This window comes from Anoxybacillus mongoliensis (assembly GCF_014201515.1).
Classification (GTDB): Bacteria; Bacillota; Bacilli; order Bacillales; family Anoxybacillaceae; genus Anoxybacillus; species Anoxybacillus mongoliensis.
This window is the reverse complement of sequence record NZ_JACHEQ010000001.1, coordinates 223,038-241,794: the sequence shown is the minus strand read 5'-3', so window position 1 is coordinate 241,794 and position 18,757 is coordinate 223,038. Positions and strand designations below refer to the sequence as shown.

Annotated in this window: 18 protein-coding genes and 1 riboswitch; of the genes, 9 read left to right on the top strand and 9 right to left on the bottom strand. The window is 44.1% G+C overall.

Going from position 1 to position 18,757, the window contains the following annotated elements:
• Positions 1-6: 6 nt before the first annotated feature.
• The 3 genes from metH to HNR43_RS01255 form a co-directional block, all read right to left on the bottom strand.
• Complete coding sequence (metH, locus tag HNR43_RS01265) at positions 7-3,396, bottom strand: methionine synthase (RefSeq protein WP_183240491.1); 3,390 nt, start codon at positions 3,394-3,396, stop codon at positions 7-9.
• The gene (locus HNR43_RS01260) at positions 3,389-5,236 is read right to left on the bottom strand and encodes a bifunctional homocysteine S-methyltransferase/methylenetetrahydrofolate reductase (RefSeq protein ID WP_183240489.1); all 1,848 of its coding nucleotides are present in this window, start codon (positions 5,234-5,236) and stop codon (positions 3,389-3,391) included. The genes metH and HNR43_RS01260 overlap by 8 nt, the downstream gene beginning before the upstream one ends.
• Positions 5,237-5,304: 68 nt before the next feature.
• Positions 5,305-5,407: riboswitch (SAM riboswitch) on the bottom strand.
• An 89-nt stretch (positions 5,408-5,496) separates the two neighbouring features.
• A complete protein-coding gene (locus tag HNR43_RS01255; RefSeq protein ID WP_183240487.1) occupies positions 5,497-5,988 on the bottom strand; it encodes a YajQ family cyclic di-GMP-binding protein in 492 nt (163 codons plus the stop codon).
• A gap of 167 nt (positions 5,989-6,155) precedes the next feature.
• Here HNR43_RS01255 and HNR43_RS01250 point away from each other — a divergent pair, with 167 nt between their 5' ends.
• Complete coding sequence (locus tag HNR43_RS01250; RefSeq protein ID WP_183240485.1) at positions 6,156-7,121, top strand: BMP family lipoprotein; 966 nt, start codon at positions 6,156-6,158, stop codon at positions 7,119-7,121.
• A gap of 12 nt (positions 7,122-7,133) precedes the next feature.
• Positions 7,134-8,786 carry a methyl-accepting chemotaxis protein gene (locus HNR43_RS01245; protein WP_183240482.1) on the top strand — a complete coding sequence of 551 codons (1,653 nt, stop codon included), beginning with the start codon at positions 7,134-7,136 and terminating at the stop codon, positions 8,784-8,786.
• A 31-nt stretch (positions 8,787-8,817) separates the two neighbouring features.
• Here the strand turns inward: HNR43_RS01245 and HNR43_RS01240 are convergent, their stop codons facing one another.
• Positions 8,818-8,943 (bottom strand): DUF3941 domain-containing protein, encoded by a 126-nt coding sequence (locus HNR43_RS01240; protein WP_003395443.1) that lies wholly within the window; start codon positions 8,941-8,943, stop codon positions 8,818-8,820.
• 29 nt (positions 8,944-8,972) lie between these two features.
• A complete protein-coding gene (locus tag HNR43_RS01235) occupies positions 8,973-9,836 on the bottom strand; it encodes a DegV family protein (protein ID WP_183240480.1) in 864 nt (287 codons plus the stop codon).
• A gap of 87 nt (positions 9,837-9,923) precedes the next feature.
• Here HNR43_RS01235 and HNR43_RS01230 point away from each other — a divergent pair, with 87 nt between their 5' ends.
• Entirely contained in the window at positions 9,924-10,757 is an 834-nt protein-coding gene (locus HNR43_RS01230) for a YitT family protein (RefSeq protein ID WP_183240477.1), read from the top strand.
• 24 nt (positions 10,758-10,781) lie between these two features.
• Here HNR43_RS01230 and HNR43_RS01225 read toward each other — a convergent pair whose 3' ends face one another.
• From HNR43_RS01225 to HNR43_RS01215, 3 genes are all read right to left on the bottom strand, one after another.
• The gene (locus tag HNR43_RS01225; protein WP_183240475.1) at positions 10,782-10,955 is read right to left on the bottom strand and encodes a DUF3813 domain-containing protein; all 174 of its coding nucleotides are present in this window, start codon (positions 10,953-10,955) and stop codon (positions 10,782-10,784) included.
• Position 10,956: 1 nt separating this feature from the next.
• Positions 10,957-11,109: a hypothetical protein gene (locus HNR43_RS01220; protein ID WP_167338088.1), complete on the bottom strand. Its 153-nt coding sequence runs from the start codon at positions 11,107-11,109 to the stop codon at positions 10,957-10,959.
• 88 nt (positions 11,110-11,197) lie between these two features.
• Positions 11,198-12,004: a Cof-type HAD-IIB family hydrolase gene (locus HNR43_RS01215; RefSeq protein WP_183240473.1), complete on the bottom strand. Its 807-nt coding sequence runs from the start codon at positions 12,002-12,004 to the stop codon at positions 11,198-11,200.
• Positions 12,005-12,112: 108 nt separating this feature from the next.
• On the opposite strand from HNR43_RS01215, the gene HNR43_RS01210 reads away from it, so the two are divergent.
• Entirely contained in the window at positions 12,113-12,868 is a 756-nt protein-coding gene (locus HNR43_RS01210; RefSeq protein ID WP_183240470.1) for an alpha/beta fold hydrolase, read from the top strand.
• 70 nt (positions 12,869-12,938) lie between these two features.
• The gene (locus HNR43_RS01205) at positions 12,939-13,646 is read left to right on the top strand and encodes a YwiC-like family protein (protein WP_183240468.1); all 708 of its coding nucleotides are present in this window, start codon (positions 12,939-12,941) and stop codon (positions 13,644-13,646) included.
• Between the two features lie 18 nt (positions 13,647-13,664).
• Here the strand turns inward: HNR43_RS01205 and HNR43_RS01200 are convergent, their stop codons facing one another.
• Positions 13,665-14,348: a Crp/Fnr family transcriptional regulator gene (locus HNR43_RS01200; RefSeq protein ID WP_183240466.1), complete on the bottom strand. Its 684-nt coding sequence runs from the start codon at positions 14,346-14,348 to the stop codon at positions 13,665-13,667.
• A gap of 174 nt (positions 14,349-14,522) precedes the next feature.
• On the opposite strand from HNR43_RS01200, the gene argC reads away from it, so the two are divergent.
• The 4 genes from argC to argD are packed head-to-tail and all read left to right on the top strand — an operon-like array spanning position 14,523 to position 18,713.
• Entirely contained in the window at positions 14,523-15,548 is a 1,026-nt protein-coding gene (gene argC, locus HNR43_RS01195; protein WP_183240463.1) for an N-acetyl-gamma-glutamyl-phosphate reductase, read from the top strand.
• 14 nt (positions 15,549-15,562) lie between these two features.
• Positions 15,563-16,789: a bifunctional ornithine acetyltransferase/N-acetylglutamate synthase gene (gene argJ / locus HNR43_RS01190; RefSeq protein ID WP_183240461.1), complete on the top strand. Its 1,227-nt coding sequence runs from the start codon at positions 15,563-15,565 to the stop codon at positions 16,787-16,789.
• An 11-nt stretch (positions 16,790-16,800) separates the two neighbouring features.
• Positions 16,801-17,559: an acetylglutamate kinase gene (argB, locus tag HNR43_RS01185; protein ID WP_183240458.1), complete on the top strand. Its 759-nt coding sequence runs from the start codon at positions 16,801-16,803 to the stop codon at positions 17,557-17,559.
• Positions 17,556-18,713, top strand: a complete 1,158-nt coding sequence (gene argD, locus HNR43_RS01180; protein WP_183240455.1) for an acetylornithine transaminase — start codon at positions 17,556-17,558, stop codon at positions 18,711-18,713. Before argB ends, argD begins: the two co-directional genes overlap by 4 nt.
• Positions 18,714-18,757: the final 44 nt, after the last annotated feature.

Genomic DNA, 18,757 nt, shown 5'->3' with positions numbered 1-18,757 from the left:
GCTTTTTCACAACACATTAAAGTATCTCGCTTCCGGATGGGCGAAGACGATCGCTGAAACGGATGCTTCTGGTTCCATCATATAGCCTTCCGTTAAATGAATGCCGATTTCTTCTGGGCGTAAAAGGCGGAATAGTTTCTCTTGGTCTTCGAGATTTGGACAAGCAGGGTAGCCGAAAGAAAAACGTTGTCCTTGGTATTTTGCTGCAAACCGTTCTTCCATCGTAAAATCAGGCGAATCAGGAAAGCCCCAACGGTCGCGCATAATTTGATGAACGCGCTCTGCTAATCCTTCCGCTAGTTCAAGCGCTAACGCTTGAATCGCATGGCTTTTTAAAAATTGTCCTTCTTCTTTGAAACGTAATGCTAAATCGCGTACACCTGCTCCAGCGGTAACAGCAAATAGCCCGACGTAGTCGATTTGTTCGCTAGAAAGGTAGTCTGCTAAACATAAGTACGGTGCTTTCGTTTGCCTTGGAAACGTAAACGTTTCAATGACCGTTTGTTGATCGCGCGGGTCGTAAATGATGACCGTATTGCCGTCGCTTTTCGCTGGGAAAAATTGATATACCGCTTTTGGTGCAAGTGACGTTGTTTGTTTTGCTTCAGCGAGCAGTTCATCGATCAACTCTTTTAACATGATTGCTTTTTCGTTTCCTTCCGCCAACAGCTTTTTTACATTTCCTTTTAAACCGAGATGGTGCCCAAGAAGCATTTGCCAATTGACGTACGGCTCAATATGAGAAAGCGGAATGTGTTGCAATATATGTCGCTCTGTATCGGTCGGAACATAAACAGGCGCTGGCTTCACGTTCGATTTTGTCATAACAGCGACAGCGCTTTGTTGTTTTGTGACAAGTTCGACTTTTTCTTTCTTCTCATAGGCGATGTCTTGTTGGACGATGCGATTGGCAAGCGAAAGTCCTTCCATCGCATCTTTTGCATATAAAACGATGCCGTCATATTCGGGTGCGATTTTCGTATCGGTAAATTTGCGTGAAAGAGCCGCGCCGCCAACTAAAATCGGTAACGAAATGCCCGCTTGTTTTAAGTCTTGGGCGGTGAGCACCATTTGTTGGGCCGACTTCACAAGTAGCCCGGATAAACCGATCATATCGGGCTGTTCGTGTCGTACCGCTTCGATGAGCTGTTGCGGCGTTACTTTAATGCCTAAATCGACGACGTGAAATCCGTTGTTGCTTAAAATAATGTCGACTAAATTTTTGCCGATGTCGTGCACATCGCCTTTGACTGTTGCCAGCAACACTTTTCCTTTCACGCTCGTTTCGTTTTTTTCCATATATGGCTCTAAAAAGGCGACGGCCGCTTTCATCACTTCTGCGCTTTGCAACACTTCCGCGACGATGAGCTGGTTATCGTTAAATAGGCGACCGACTTCGTCCATTCCGTTCATCAGTGGACCGTTAATAATGTCAAGCGGGCTGTACGTCTGTAAGGCGAGCGTCAAATCTTCGATCAGCCCATCTTTCGTTCCTTCAATGATATATGTGGCGAGCCGTTCTTCTAACGTCATATGGACGTCTTTTTGTTTCGGCTGTTTTGTTTTATCGCGATAAAACTGAATAAACGCGTTTAACGTTTCATCGTTTGTGTCAAATAACAACGCTTCAGCTAAGCGCACTTCTTCTTCTGGAATGGAAGCGAACCGCTCTAATTTTTCTGTATTGACGATCGCATAATCGAGTCCGGCTTGCGTGCAATGGTATAAAAAGACGGAGTTTAACACTTCGCGTCCGACAGGTGGCAAACCGAATGAGACGTTGCTAATGCCGAGCATCGTTAAACAGTTTGGTAAATGCTGTTTGATGAGACGAATGCCTTCGATCGTTTCTTTTGCTGCGCCGATGTATTGTTCGTCTCCTGTGCCGATCGGAAAAACGAGCGGGTCGAAAATAATGTCGTGCGGTGAAACGCCATATTTGTTGACGAGTAAATCGTATGAACGAAGGGCGATGTCTAGTTTTCGTTTCGCGTCAATCGCCATTCCTTGTTCGTCAATCGTGCCGACGACGACCGCTGCCCCGTATTGATGAAGAAGCGGAACAATTTTTTCAAAGCGCTCTTCGCCGTCTTCTAAATTAATGGAGTTGATGATTGCTTTTCCTTGCGAATACGACAAGGCGCAGGCGATGACGTCTTCATCGGTTGAGTCGATCACAAGCGGCACTTTCACTTTTTTCACGACTTGTTGAATAAATTGCTCCATATCTTCTTTTTCGTCGCGGTCAGGGTCCGCCAAACAAATGTCGATGACGTGCGCCCCATTTTTTACTTGGGCACGGGCAATTTCTGCCGCTTCTTCGTATTTGCCTTCCGCGATGAGCCGCTTAAATTTGCGCGAACCGATGACGTTCGTTCGTTCGCCGACAAAGAGCGGTCGCATCGTTTCGTCATAAATAAGTGCATCAATGCCTGAGACAGCGTGCATCGCAAACTGTTTCGGGATCGCACGCGGTGGAATGTCGCGTACGGCTTCGGCAATCGCTTGAATATGTTGTGGCGTCGTGCCGCAACAGCCGCCGACGATATTTAGCCATCCTTTTTCGGCAAATTGGCGAATTTTTTTTGCAAGCATGTCTGGCGTTTCGTGATAATGTCCTTCTTCGTCAGGAAGACCAGCGTTCGGATAGCAGCTGACGGCGGTGTTCGCTAATGAAGCGAGTGAGCGCAAATGATCGGTCATAAATTCAGGACCTGTTGCGCAGTTTAAACCGACCGCAAATGGTTTCATATGTTGAATCGAAATAAAAAACGATTCGATCGTTTGCCCGGCAAGCGTCGTTCCCATCGGTTCAATCGTTCCAGAAATCATTAGCGGCACTTGCTTTCCAACCGTTTTGAACGCTTCGGTAATGCCGAGAAAAGCAGCTTTCACGTTCAACGTATCTTGGCACGTTTCTAACAACAACAAATCAACGCCGCCAAGCAGTAAGCCACGCGCTTGTTCTTCATAGGAAGAAACGAGTTCCGCAAATGTCGCTCCTCCTGTGACGGAGAGCGTTTTTGTCGTTGGACCCATCGAGCCAGCAACGAAGCGAGGGTGATCGCTTGTTGTATATTTTTCCGCCGCTCGTTTCGCAAGTTTTGCTGCTTCGATATTTAATTCAAGCGCCAAATGGCCGAGATTGTATTCGTCTAAGACGATGCGTGTCGCTCCGAACGTATTCGTTTCAACGATGTCTGCTCCTGCGGCAAAATAAGCTTCATGAATATGTGAAATGATGTGCGGGGCAGTGAGTGTTAAATATTCGTTACACCCTTCGTACGCTTCACCGCCAAAATCGTCCGCTGTTAAGTTTGCCGATTGAATCATCGTTCCCATCGCACCGTCAATAATTAAAATTTTTTTCTCCAGCTGTTCAAACAAACTAGCCATAGTAAACCGTCCTTTCTTTTGTGAGCCGCTCTTTTTCATGAATGTAGCGAACGAGTTCGACCGTCATGTCGTAGCGTAAAAATGGCGTAATTAAATAGATACCGCGGAATAAATCGAATGCGGCGTCGATGAGTGATTTAGCGATCGCCAAGCCTTCTTTTGTTGATTGAACAGGATCGTTGGCGCACGCAGCCATGCGGGCACGAATGTCGTCTGACAGCGTAATGCCTGGCACTTCATGATGTAAAAAGTCCGCGTTGCGCGCGCTTGTGAGCGGCATAATGCCGATGTAAATCGGCGTTGGTAAATGTTTTGTCGCTTCATATACGTCTTCAATTTGTTTTTCGCTATACAGCGGTTGTGTTAAAAAGTAGTGCGCACCGCATTCGATTTTTTTCTCTAGCCGTTTCACTGCTTTATCTAAATGGCGCACGTTCGGGTTAAAGGCCGCAGCGATGGAAAAGTTCGTTTTTTGTCCGAGCGGTTTACCTGAATACGAAAGCCCTTCGTTAAATTGCCGAATTAATGAAATGAGGTCAAATGATGATAAATCGTATACGGACGTTGCGCCTGGAAAATCGCCGACTTTGGACGGATCGCCGGTTAAAGCGAGCACGTCGGTCATGCCGAGCGTATGAAGCCCCATTAAATGCGACTGCAAGCCGATTAAGTTGCGGTCACGGCATGTAATATGAATAAGTGGGCGCATATTTAGCTGTTGTTTGACGATCGTTCCGACGGCGACGTTGCTAATGCGCGGTGTCGCAAGCGAGTTGTCGGCAAGCGTTAATGCATCAATATGTGCTTCTTTTAGCGCTTTTGCTCCTTCTAAAAATGTTGTTAAACCGAGTTTTTTTGGCGGATCGAGCTCAACGATAATCGTCCGTCGCGTGCGTGCGATGTCGGCGAGGGAAGGCTCTTTCGTTTGTTCTGCTTCTTGAACGACGATTGTATGTCGTTGTTTTACTTCTTTTTTATATACAGGTGTGCGGTCGGGAAGGGCGCGTGCGAGCGCAGCGATATGTTTTGGCGTCGTGCCACAACAGCCACCAATGAGTCGTACTCCTTGATCACGAAACGCGCGGGCCGTTTCTTCAAAATATTGTTCGCTCGTTTCGTAAATGAATCGTCCGTCGCGGTATTGTGGCAAGCTCGCGTTCGGGTACACCGATAAAAAGGCGCGCGTTGGAATCGGCACTTCTTCGAGCGAACGCAACATATGATATGGACCGAGATGACAGTTTAAGCCGACGACATCGGCGCCAAGTAGTTCTAATTGATAAAGCGCCTCAGCAAGCGGCATGCCATGTTGCAAGACGCCAATGTCATGAAGCGTGACGTGGGCGATGATCGGCAACGTCGTTTCTTTACGAGCGATGGAAAGAACAGTTTGTAATTCTTCGAAATCGTAATACGTTTCAAGCAACAGCCCATCGACTCCCTCATGTAAAAGCACATACAGCTGTTCACGGAACGTCCGTTTCACTTCTTCAAGCGAAATCGTGCTTTTGTTTGTGCTGCGCAATCCTCCGATCGTACCGAGCACGTAGGCGCGTTCTTTTGAGGCTTGTTTGGCAAGTTGGACAGCCGCTTTATTGATTTCTTTCACATCGTCTTGCAAGCCGTAGCGAGCAAGTTTTACATAGTTGGCGCCATATGTGTTCGTTTGGATCACTTCAGCTCCTGCTTCGATATACGCTTCATGAATATGAACGATTTCTTCCGGTTTTGTTATGTTTAATTCTTCAAAGCAACGATCGATGCCGTGCGCATATAATAATGTCCCCATCGCTCCATCGGCGATGACGATGCGTTGTTTTAAATCGTCTAACAGTCCCACGTCCATTCCTCCGTTTCTTTTTCAAACTAAAAAAGTCTTCTCCATAAGAAGAAGACGTTGTGCGCTCCTTCTTATCTTCCAAGCGAATCGCTTGTCTGGACTTAGCACCTTGACGATCGTCAGGTTGCTGAAGGTTCATCGGGCCAGTCCCTCCCCTTCTCTCGATAAGATGTTATATGAAGTTACTCATAAATGTAACTGATTTTTTAGAAATATTCAACTATTTTATTTGAAAATAAAAAAGAAGGCTGCGCGCCTTCTTAACGATAGTTGACGAATTGGACGTCAATTGGCAAGTCTGCTTCGCGAATGGCGGCAATCACTTTTTGTAGATCGTCTTTACTTTTGCCGCTGACGCGAATTTGGTCTTCTTGAATTTGACTTTTTACTTTTAAGCCTGTATTTTTAATGATTGTGTTAATTTTTTTCGCATTGTCTTTGTCGATGCCTTGAACGAGTTTAGCACGTTGGCGCACCGTTCCGCCAGAGGCAGGTTCAATTTTTCCGTATTGAATGTTTTTCGTTGGCACACCGCGCTTAATGAGCTTGCCGATGAGCACGTCTTTAAGTTGCTCGAGCTTAAATTCATCGTCAGAAATTAAAATGAGTTCATCTTTTTCAAGTGAAATGTCGCTTTTACTTCCTTTAAAATCATAGCGGTTTTGAATTTCTTTTAACGCGATGTTGACGGCGTTTGCCACTTCCGACAAATCGACTTTCGACACGATATCAAATGAACTTTCTTTTGACATATACATCACCTCAATATAAATTCGTTGTGTTTCCATTATAGTCGATTGTTGACATATGAACAACTTTACAAAATCTTTATATATAAAAAGTAAACAAACTGTCGAATGTTGTCGATATAATAAATGAAGTGAGATTTGATCGAAAGATAAGGAGATGAGGGAATTTTATGAAAAAAATGATTTCACTCATGGTGGCATTCGTTTTCTTGCTTGCCGCGGGGTGTTCACAAACGAGCTCCTTTCAGCCGAAAGAGCGAATAAAAGTGGGAATTATGTTATCAGACGTTGGACTTGGCGATCAATCGTTTAGCGACTCCGCGTTTAAAGGACTGATGAAAGCGAGAGATGAGCTCGGCATCTTTTTTGACTACCGTGAGTTAAAAGAAAGCGAAACGTATGAAAAAGGGTTAACGGAACTCGTTGAAGCAGGAAACGATCTCGTCATCGGACTCGGTTTTATGGTGCAACAAGATTTAGAAAAAGTCGCCAAAAAATATCCGAAACAGCAATTTATATTAATTGATGCGGTATCTGACCTCCCAAACATTACGTCCATTACGTTTAAAGAAGATGAAGGAAGTTTTTTAGCAGGTGTTGTCGCAGCGATGCTGACGAAAACGAATAACGTCGGCTTCGTTGGTGGAGCGGATGTGCCGTTAATTCGTAAATTTGCAAACGGCTTTATTCAAGGAGTAAAAGCGGTAAAGCCAGAAGCAAACGTGCAAGAAGTGTATGCCGGCAATTTCGGTGATGACAAACTTGGGGCACAAATCGCCAAACAAATGATTGCCAACGGTGCAGATGTGTTGTATGCGGCGGCTGGGTTTACAGGCGTTGGGGTGCTACGCGAGGCGGAGATGAACAAAAAGTACGCGATCGGTGTTGATAGTGACCAATATTTTTATGCGGAAAAAGCGGTTGTCACATCGATGTTAAAAAATGTAGATGTGGCATTATATACGGTCATTAAACAGTATGTTGAAAAGAAAGAAGTGCCAAAAGGAACGGTTGAACTTGGCTTAAAAGAAAACGGCGTCGATTTAGCACCGATTCGTGTCGTGACGCTCAGTCCAGAACAACAAGCGATGCTTGAAAAATGGAAAGAAAAAGCGACAAACGGCATCACGCAATAAAGGAGGGATACGATGTCGATTAAACAACGATTATTATTTCATTCATTAGCAACGCCAGTCATTGCCGGTGCTATTATTGTCTTTATTATTATGAATATGCTTTCGATTCAATCGTCCAATCAAGATTTCGTCCCGCTTATGATGAAGGCGCAACATTTGCAAGCAGAGCTGAAAGCAACGAAACAAAGTTTAAGCAACTATGCGTATAGTCCAACAGAAGGAAATAAACAAGAAGTATTCATTCATCTTGAAGAATCAGAAAAGTTGCTTCGCGTATTAAATAAAGGACTGACCCAATCGTATATTCGTGCTGCACTTGAACAAGCGAATAAAAAATTTGACGTGCTAGCAAAAGAATCGAAAGCGGCACTTGATGCGCGAAATGTAGCAGAAATCCGCCGCCAGTCGATGCGCGCGGAAGGGGTATTGAACGACATATATGTCGTCAACGCATATGTGAGCGAGTATTATACGTACATGCAACAAACGTTACAAAAACAAATTTCGAGCGTTATTACCATTTCGCTCGTGGCGATTGCGGTTGTGTTATTGTTTGCAGGATTTAGCGGATTTAGACTAACACAAAAAATTACAGCGCCGCTAAGAAAAATCGCTGAAAATGCGAAACAAATTGCAAGCGGCAATTTGCGCATTGAGCCTGTGAAGTATAACGGGAGGGACGAGCTGGCTGATTTAAATGAGGCATTTGCAACGATGGCTGATCAGCTGAATAGCTTGCTTCAATCGGTTGATACAGTAAGCAAGCAAGTGGAGACGTTTGCGAAAGAAATTGATGAGGAAACAAAAACGTTAACAGAAATTAATAATCAAGTAGCTGTATCAACAAACGAATTGTCCGCTGGAGCGCAAAGCATTTCTGAAGACTTACAACATGCGGTGCAACTGATTGAACGGATGGAACATACTGTACAAGAAAACGTTGGGCGCACCGAACAAACAGCTCGTTATAGCGATGAAGCAGTCGCAGCGATTGTGCACGGTCAAGCCGCATTAGCGGAACAAAAAGCGTTTATTGACGAAAATGCACAAGCGACTGCCTCCATTGAACAATCGACGGAACAGTTTGCGACGTATGCAAGAAAAATTGAAGATATGGCAAAAGCAGTATCTGACATTGCGACGCAAACGAATTTGCTGGCGCTAAATGCAGCAATTGAAGCGGCGCGGGCGGGAGAAGCGGGCAAAGGGTTTGCCGTCGTTGCTGAAGAAGTACGCAAGCTTGCGGAAGAATCGTCAAAAGCGACAAGTCAAATTTTTGAGATGGTTCACCTCATTCAATCGGGGTTAACGAACGTGACTGAAGCCGTTCGCCGTGGAGTAAATATTGCTGAAGCACAAACAAAAGCCATTGAGACAACGACAGAGGCGTTTAGTGCCATTGAGAAAAAAGTACACCATATTACAACTGATATTCAGGCGCTTGTCATCGGCATGGATGAATCGAAAGAGCTTGGCAAAAACGTCTTGCAAAACGTTGAAAGCATTAGTGCGGTCGTTGAGCAATCGGCAGCAGGTAGCGAAGAAATTGCTGCGTCGATGGTGGAGCAGTTAGAAGCGTTCAAAAAAATGAGCGAAAAAGTGACGACGTTGCGTCAACTTACAGATGATTTACAACAGACGATGGCAAAGTTTCAAATGAAATAGAAAAAGATGCTCCGCGCGAGCATCTTTTTCTTTACAGATGATTTGTTTCTTTTGAGTAGGCACGTTTACCAGCTTGACGGTTTTTTTCGCGCTCCATATTTTTTTCGTGTCGTTTGGCATTATTGTCTTTTGCTTTTTTGTCGTTATCGCTCGTCATATTTTTGCCCCCTTTGAAAAGTAGTGTAATCATTGCTCGAGTTGTTTATTCAAGAAAAAGAGGGCGATCGTGCCTGGACCAGCATGCGCTCCGATGGCGCCGCCAATTTCGGAAATGAAAAATTGTTTACAACCGAACGTTTCTTCAATCATCGCTTTTAGTTCGAGCGCCGTTTGTTCGTCATCGCCATGGCTAATGCCGATGAGTTGGTTTTGCACGTCTGCTCCGCGCTCTTGCATGAGTTCGACCATGCGCTTCAATACTTTTTTCCGTCCGCGCACTTTTTCAATCGGAATTAACTTTCCGTCCTCGACGTGAAGAAGCGGTTTAATGTTTAACACGCCACCGACAAACGCCGCCGTTTTGCTGACGCGCCCACCGCGCGCTAAATATTGCAAATCATCGACGGTAAAAATATGTTCCATATGGCGACAATACGTTTCAACGGTCGTCACGACATCTTCATACGCCATACCGCTTTCCGCAAGCTCAACCGCTTTTTTTACGACAAGTCCAAGACCGAGCGATGCACATTTGGAGTCGATGACGGTCAATTTTGCGTGAGGGTATTGTTCAAGCACATCGTTTTTTATCATGACAGCTGTTTGATACGTACCAGATAAAGCAGAGGAAAAGGCAATATAAATAGCAGGGATGTTTTCTTTGGCGAATGTCGTAAATAGCTCTTCCATTTGTGACGGTTTCGCTTGCGACGTTTTCGGCACGTCCCCATTGCGCATCGCATCGTACACTTGCTTTGGTTGAATGGTTAGTTGGTCGTCGTAGTCGCGGTCGTTTATATGTACAGCTAACGGCAAAAAAGCAATTTGTTTTTCTTGTATAAAAGAAAGTGGCAAATCGCACCCGCTATCCGCTATAATTTTAATATTCATTTCCATCACCCCTATGTATGTACTTATTTTAAGTGTAGCGATTATGATGAAAAAAAACAATCTTAGTGCTTTGTAGGAGGATGTTCTGTGGACGTAAAAAAACTATTTGTCGTGATCATCGGTGGATTATTGAACGCCATCGGCATGAATTTATTTTTAATTCCAGCGAACGTATATACGAGTGGGTTTGCTGGAGCTGCCCAGCTTATTTCTAAAGTTGTTGGCGACTACACACCTTATGCGATTTCAACCGGCTTGTTGCTTTTTTTATTTAACATTCCTGTCGCTATTTTAGGATGGAAAAAAGTAGGGAAGTCTTTTACGTTTTATAGCTTTTTAAGCGTTGTATTTATGTCGCTATTTCTCGAACTTATTCCCGTTCGTTCGCTTTCTGAAGATATTTTATTAAATGCGGTATTCGGTGGGGTCATTGCGGCTGTCGGAACGGGCTGGACGTTAAAATGGGGGGCGTCAACCGGCGGTTTAGATATTATTGCGCTTGTGTTGTCGCGCGTAAACGATCGCTCTGTCGGGACGTACATTTTTGCGCTTAACTCGATTATTATTTTAACGGCTGGATATATGTACGGTTGGGAAAAGGCGCTCTATACGCTTGTGACATTATATGTGACAACGCGCGTCATTGATGCGATTCATACGCGCCATCAAAAATTAACCGCGCTTATTATTACGACAAAAGGGGAAGAGATGAAACAAGCGATCAAATCGCAAATGATTCGTGGCATTACTGTCATTCCAGCAAAAGGTGCATTTTTAAATGAAGATAAAGATATGTTAATGATCGTCATTACACGTTATGAGTTGTTTGATTTAAAACGCATTATTAAAGAAGTCGACCCGAAAGCGTTCACGAACATCATGCAAACGACAGAAGTCGTCGGGTTTTTCCGAAAAGAGTAAAAGCTGCGCACATCGCGCAGCTTTTTACAACGTATCGAGTTCATCTTGTAAATCGTGTAGTTGTCTTCGCTCAGCGTCGTTGGCGTTCGCAAAAGCGGATGAGAGCGTATTTTTGGCGACAGCGATGGCACGTTCAGTGCGCTCTTCTTTCGCTTTAGCAACCGCTTTTTTCGCTTGTTGAAATAACGGATTACCCATATTAAAATCCCCCAAGATTTGCATGATCCGCTTTTTCTGCTTTGCGTCGTTCCGCTTCTTCATACGTCATATGATACGGAATGCGCTCGTCATGTTTATACACTGCATCGGCACCTTGTTGAACGAAACGTTTTGATTTATTTCGTTTACCCACACGATATTCCCCCTTGTTTGCCGCTTGTGACGCATATGGCGTCGCATATAGTTTGCGCATATGGCGCTACAATACGTGAGGGAATTTTTTATAACTTTAATAATGATTGCAAATAAACGGCGACACCGTCTTCTTCATTTGTTTTTGTTATATCATCTGCGACGGCTTTAAGCGGTTCAATCGCGTTGCCCATCGCAACGCCTACCCCTGCCCATTTTAACATCTCGATATCGTTATCTTCATCGCCAAAGGCGATGACGCGCTCACGTGGAATGCCGTAAAAAGAAGCGATTTTTTCAAGCCCGACCGCTTTATGAATGCCAGTACGGACGATTTCGATGACGTGCCACGGGGCTGTCCAACTGCGGTGGTCAATGACGTTTGCGTGCACTTCTGATAAATATGTGCGAATACGATCGACGTTTTGTTCGTCAGATAAAATTAAAATGCTTGTCGGCTCTTTTCGTAAAATGTCACGCAAGTTTCCGATATATACGTTTGGGTTCCCTAAATTAAATAAATCAAGCAACTGTTCGTCATGTTCGTGAAAATAAACATCGTCCATCACTTCGGCTAAAATGTTGCGTACGTTGTACTTTCGGCTTACTTCAACAATTTCTCTTACCGTTTCTAACTGCAATGGCGTATGGTACATCCCCCAGCTGTCGTCTTTTGGATGATGGACGAATGCGCCGTTAAAATTGACGATCGGCGTCGTTAAGCCGAGTTGTTCATAATACATTTTACTTGCGCGATACGGGCGTCCCGTCGCAATGACGACAATATGTCCCGCTTGTTTTGCTTGTTGAATGACGTCATATGTACGTTCAGAAATCGTTTTATTCTCTTTTAATAACGTCCCGTCTAAATCAATTGCAATTAAATGTTGGTTCATCGTTTGTTCCCCTTTTCGTTAAAATCGTTCGTTATTAGTGTATCGTTTTTCCAAAATATTTGTCTATATGGTAATATAATGTTAAAACATAAACTGGGAGATGAGAACATGGTGTCAATTATTCGCGAGTCCATCGCAAACATTCCGTGCTTGCACGTTGTGAAAGAAGATGATATTCATCATATGCGGCCGCTTGTTATTTTTATTCATGGATTTACGAGCGCGAAAGAACATAATCTTCATTTTGGCTATTTGCTTGCGGAAGCTGGATATCGTGTTATTTTGCCGGATGCGCTGTATCATGGGGAACGTCCAAATCCACTTTCGGACGATCAATTACATTTATCGTTTTGGGATATTGTGTTAACGACCATTCGCGAATTAGAAGAGATAAAAAATGAACTAGTCGAACGAGAACTTGTTGATCCAAAGCGCATTGGCGTCGTCGGGACATCGATGGGGGGCATTGTGACGTTCGGTGCGTTGACGCAATATGAGTGGATTCGCGTCGCAGGTTCGCTCATGGGAAGCCCGTGCTATCAAACGTTTTTCGATTTGCAGTTGCAATTTGCAGAGCGAAAAGGGATGACGTTGCCGCTCTCTAAACAGCAACTCGACGCGTTACGCAACACATTAACGGCATACGATTTATCGTTGCAACCTGAAAAATTAAACGGTCGCCCGCTTTTCATTTGGCACGGAAAACAAGATGACGTCGTTCCGTTTGACTATACATACGCCTTTTACAAACAAATTGAGCCGTTTCATGAGCCGCTGATGATGCTTATCGATGAACATGCGGGACATAAGGTGACGCGCGAGGCGTTTTTACAAACGGTTCAATGGTTTGTCACACATTTATAAAAATGTGTGATGATAGTCACAAAAAAAGAGGGAAGGTGATGATACAATCGAAGATGAAGGAGGGGATGTGATGGTTATTCCAAAACAACACGGCGCTTGGGCGATGTTACTTATTCCGTTTTTGTTTGGTATCGATATCGGTCAGGCGACGTGGCTTCATCTTCCACTTTTTATAGCATGGTTTTTTCTTTATTTAGCGACGTATACATGGACGTTAATCGTGAAAAAACAAGCGAACGCTCGTCATAAACAATGGTTTGCCACATATATGTTGATCGCGCTCGTCTTTGTCGCAATTCCACTTGCTTACAAACCAACGCTTTTGTATTTCGGTTTAGTTATGATTCCATTTTTTGTCGTCAACATGTATTTTGCGAAAAAGAAAAAAGAGCGTTCGTTTACAAATGATGTCGCTGCAATTATCAACTTTTCGATTGGCGGGCTTGGAAGTTATTACATCGGTACAGGGAACATCGATGAAAAAGCATGGTTGTTGTTTGTTGTCTCGATGTTATTTTTCATCGGAAGTACATTTTACGTCAAAACGATGATTCGCGAAAAAAATAACCCACGCTATAAGTGGGCATCATGGTTGTTCCATATCATCATCATTGTCGCATGTGTGGCAACGGGAAACGGTTGGCTTGCTCTCGCGTATGTACCAAGCGTCGTGCGTGCCATTTATTTTTATGGAAAAGCGATGTCGATTAAAAAAGTAGGGATTTATGAAATTGTAAATGCTGTTTATTTTGCGCTTGTTATCATGATTATTTATTAAGCCGACAAATGTGTCGGCTTATTTCATGTTACATATATCAATGGGGCAGCCTTCACAGCGAATTTCATCTTTTAAAAATTGCACATCGTGAATCGTGATTTTCCCTTTCTCGACGGAAATGATGCCGAGTTCTTTTAATTCTTTTAATAAGCGGCTGACGACTTCGCGAGCGCTGCCGCAAAAGTTGGCAAGTTCCTGATTTGTCATTGGGAAGTCGATTAAAATGCCGTCGTCTGTTTCGACCCCATAGCTATTTGTTAAACGAATAAGTGTAGAATAAAGCGCCCCTTTTTTTCCGTGCAAAATTAAATCGCGTATTTTCGTTTGCATGCGTTGCAATTGTAAATGGATCCACTGCATAAACCGCAACGCAAACGCATGGTCTGTCAACAGTTTTTCTTCGAGTTGCTGCTTGTGAATGACAGCTAACGTTCCTGTTTCCATCGTTTTTGCGCTGACGGTACATGTGCACGTCAACTGAAACGGAACGATCTCCCCAAACGCATCGCCTTGTTCACAAATGCGAAGCAACAGTTCGCGCCCTTCCTCGGTCATTTTGCTTAATTGTACCTTTCCTTTGCATACAATATATAGCTCGTTTGTCGTTTCCCCTTCGCGAAAAATATATTCTCCTTTTTGTATGTCGATCATATGGTGAGAAAGGGAAAGAAGCTCGGATAAGGAGATCGGTTGAATTGTCATACGCTAACCACCTTCTGTTGTTATCTAATTCCATTAAAAAGAAAAATATATATGGCGTCAATAAAGGAAGGGAAAAAATAAAAAAATATTTAAATATACATTTGATTTTATTTTTATGCAGTATTATAATGATAACTAAATTTATAAAATATACAGAAAGTGGGGAACGGTTTGATGAAAGTCTCCATTATTGGGGCGACAGGCTATGGGGGAATTGAGCTCATTCGCTTATTACAGCATCATCCGTATATGCGTGTCGCTTCTGTCCATTCATCTTCACAAAGTGGTGTTTCGCTACATGATGTATATCCGCATATGAAAGAACGTTTTGTATTGCGCGATATCCGAATCGACGAAGTGGAAGGAGAGCTCGTTTTTTTAGCGACGCCGCCGGGCGTATCGAGCGAATGGACGCCAAAATTGCTTGCGGCAGGATATAAAGTCGTCGATTTATCTGGAGACTTTCGTTTGCGGGATGGAAGCGTATATGCGAAGTGGTATAAAAAAACGCCACCGAACGAAGAAATGCTCAAACAGGCAGTATACGGTTTAACGGAATGGAATCGTGAGCACATTGCGAAGGCGAATTTAATCGCCAATCCTGGCTGTTACCCGACAGCAACGTTGCTCGGATTAGCGCCACTTGTCATTGAAAAATGGATTGTGCCACATTCCATCATTGTTGATGCGAAATCGGGCGTATCCGGTGCAGGGCGTGGGGTATCGCTTGGCGTTCATTTTGCAGAGACGAATGAAAACGTAAAAATATACAAAGTCAATACACATCAGCATATCCCAGAAATTGAACAAATGTTAGGTGATTGGAACGAACATATCGGACCGATGACATTTAGCACGCATTTAATTCCGATGACGCGCGGCATTATGGCGACGATATATGTAGAAGCGGCGTGCATCGTATCGCTTGATAGAATGATAGAGTTATATAAAGAAACATATAAACATTGCCCGTTCGTGCGCGTTCGAGAAGCAGGGTCTTTCCCGTGTACGAAAGACGTGTACGGCTCAAACTATTGCGATATTGGGCTTGCTTACGATGAGCGAACAAACCGCATCACGATTGTGAGCGTGATCGACAATTTAATGAAAGGGGCAGCGGGGCAGGCTATTCAAAATGCAAATGTGATGTGCGGATTTGATGAACAAACGGGATTAACGTCGATGCCGATGTATCCGTAAATGGGGGGAGAAAAGTGAAAGTGAAAGAAAAAAAAGTAAAATATATAGCCGATGGAACGATTGTCACACCAAAAGGTTTTCAAGCAGCAGGTGTGCATGCAGGCTTACGTTATACGAAAAAAGATTTAGGGGTAATCGTTTGCGACGTGCCGGCGACGTGTGCGGCTGTTTATACGCAAAACGTGTTTCAAGCGGCACCATTGCAAGTAACAAAACAAAGCATTGCGGTCGAACAAAAGCTTCAAGCAATCATTGTCAATAGCGCGTATGCCAACGCATGTACAGGCGAACAAGGCTTAAAAGATGCGTACGAAATGAGAAAATTGTGTGCAGAGACGTTCGGACTTCATGAGCATCTTGTTGCGGTGGCGTCGACAGGGGTGATCGGTGAATGTTTGCCGATGGAAAAAATTCGCGCAAGCATTCCAAAGTTGAAACCAACAGCGGAATGGACGGATGCGGTTGATTTTCAAACGGCTATTTTAACGACCGATCTTGTGATGAAAAAAACGTGCTACGAAACGGTTGTAGACGGTCAAGTGGTGACTGTTGCAGGAGCGGCAAAAGGATCGGGGATGATTCATCCGAATATGGCGACGATGCTTGCTTTTATTACGACGGATGCAAACGTTCCGTCAGACGTGTTACAAGATGCGCTTCGTTCGATTACAAATGTGTCGTTTAACCAAATTACTGTTGATGGAGAAACGTCGACGAACGATATGGTCATCGTCATGGCGAGCGGATTGGCAGGCAATGAACCGCTTTCTCCTCAACATCCGGATTGGGAAAATTTTTATGAAGCGCTTCGTCAAACGTGTGAACATTTAGCGAAACAAATTGCGCGTGACGGTGAAGGCGCAACGAAATTAATTGAGGCGCGTGTGAAAGGTGCAAAAACAGATGAAGAAGCAAAATGGGCAGCTAAACATATTGTCGGTTCAAATTTAGTGAAAACAGCAGTGTATGGGGCAGATGCAAACTGGGGTCGCATTATCGGCGCGATTGGTCATAGTGGCGCAACGATTAATCCAGATTGTGTTGACGTATGGATCGGTTCCATTCAAATGTTAAAGCAAAGTCAACCGATACCGTTTTCAGAGGAAGAAGCGAAAGCAGCTTTAATGGAAGATGTTGTCGTCATTACAGTCGATTTACATCTCGGTGAAGGAGAAGGTATCGCATGGGGCTGCGATTTAACGTACGACTACATTAAAATTAATGCGAGCTATCGCACGTAGGGGGGACGGTTGTGATTGTCATTAAATGTGGCGGCAGCGTACTTCATGAGTTATCTCCATCGTTTTTTACGAGCGTAAAGCAACTAAGAGAAAGCGGGCTTGATGTTGTTATCGTTCATGGCGGAGGACCGGACATTGGGCAGCTGTTGAAGGCGCTCAACATTCCGTCTGAATTTGTCAACGGCTTGCGGAAAACGACAAAAGACGTGTTAGATGTTGTTGAAATGGTTTTAAATGGAAAGGTGAATCAAACACTTGTTTCTCTTTTGCAAACAAACGGCATCCGCGCAGTTGGGTTATCAGGTGTGGATGATGGGTTGTTGCAAGCGAAACCAATTGATGTAAATACGCTTGGATATGTTGGGGAAGTGGTGCACGTTCATGCGAAAATTATGCATACGTTGTTGCGTCACGGATACGTGCCCGTCATTGCGCCAATCGGTGTGGATGAACATGGTCAAACGTATAACATTAACGCAGATACAGCAGCAGCCGCTATCGCGCAGGCGCTTTCGGCTGATAAACTCGTTTTTGTCACAGATGTCGCTGGCATTTTAAACAATGGGGAAGTTGTGAAAGAAGCAACAGCACATATGATTGAAGCGATGATCGCAGATGGGACGATTTCAGGTGGGATGATTCCAAAAGTCAAAGCCGCCCTTCATGCGCTCCACTCGGTCAATGAAGTGGCGATTGTAAGCGGAAAAGTTCCATTTTATAAAGAAGGAACGTGGCGTGGAACGATGATGAAGAAAGAGGTGTATGTATGATTTTTCCTACTTATCAACGTTTTCCGATTACGGTTGCAAAAGCGGAAGGGACGAAAGTAATCGCGACGGATGGAAAACAATATATCGATTTTGTCGCCGGTATTGCGGTATGCAATCTTGGTCACCGTCATCCTATTGTGCAGCAAACGTTAGAAGCGCAGTTAAACGAAGTATGGCACGTATCGAATTTATTTCATCTTCCGATTCAAGAAGAAGTCGCTTCCCTTCTTGTTCAACACTCTGTTGGTGACGCCGTATTTTTTTGCAATAGCGGAGCGGAGGCGAACGAAGCAGCGATCAAGCTCGCACGTAAACATACAGGACGGTCGAAAATCATTACGTGTGAACAGTCGTTTCACGGACGCACATTTGCGACGATGTCAGCAACAGGGCAGGCGAAAATTCACGATGGCTTCGGCCCGTTGTTACCGACGTTTGTGTATGTGCCGTTTAATGATATAGATGCCCTTGAGAGAGAAATGGATGAAACAGTTGCAGCTGTGATGGTCGAAGTTGTGCAAGGTGAAGGCGGTGTTGTCGTCGGAGAAAAGTCGTTCTTGCAGGCGGCAGAACAGCTTTGCCAAACGTATGGTGCGTTGTTCATTGTCGACGAAGTACAAACGGGCATCGGTCGAACAGGAACGTTGTTTGCTTATGAACAATTTGACATTTCACCAGATGTCATTACCGTTGCGAAAGGGTTAGGAAGCGGATTTCCTGTTGGAGCGATGATCGGAAAAAAACATGTTGTTGCAACGTTTAGCGCAGGGGTGCACGGTTCGACGTTTGGCGGAAATGCTTTAGCGATGGCAGCAGCGAAAGCAACGCTTGAGATCGTCACTCAGCCTTCGTTTTTACAAGAAGTACAGGAAAAAGGAATGTATTTTAAGCATAAATTAGCTGAGCAATTAAAAGACGTTCATATCGTTCAAGATGTGCGCGGTTTAGGGTTAATGATCGGCATTGTATGTAGCGAACCAGTCGCAAACATTTTACCTCATATTCATGAAAAAGGGTTGCTTGCCTTAGCAGCGGGACCGAACGTCATTCGTTTATTGCCACCGCTCATTGTGACGAAACAAGAACTGGATCAAGCAACCGACATATTACAAGAAGCGTTAACATCGTATGAACGCAATTTTTTATACGCATAGATGAATAAAAATTCTATTTATTTAATAAACATTCGTTTGGGGTG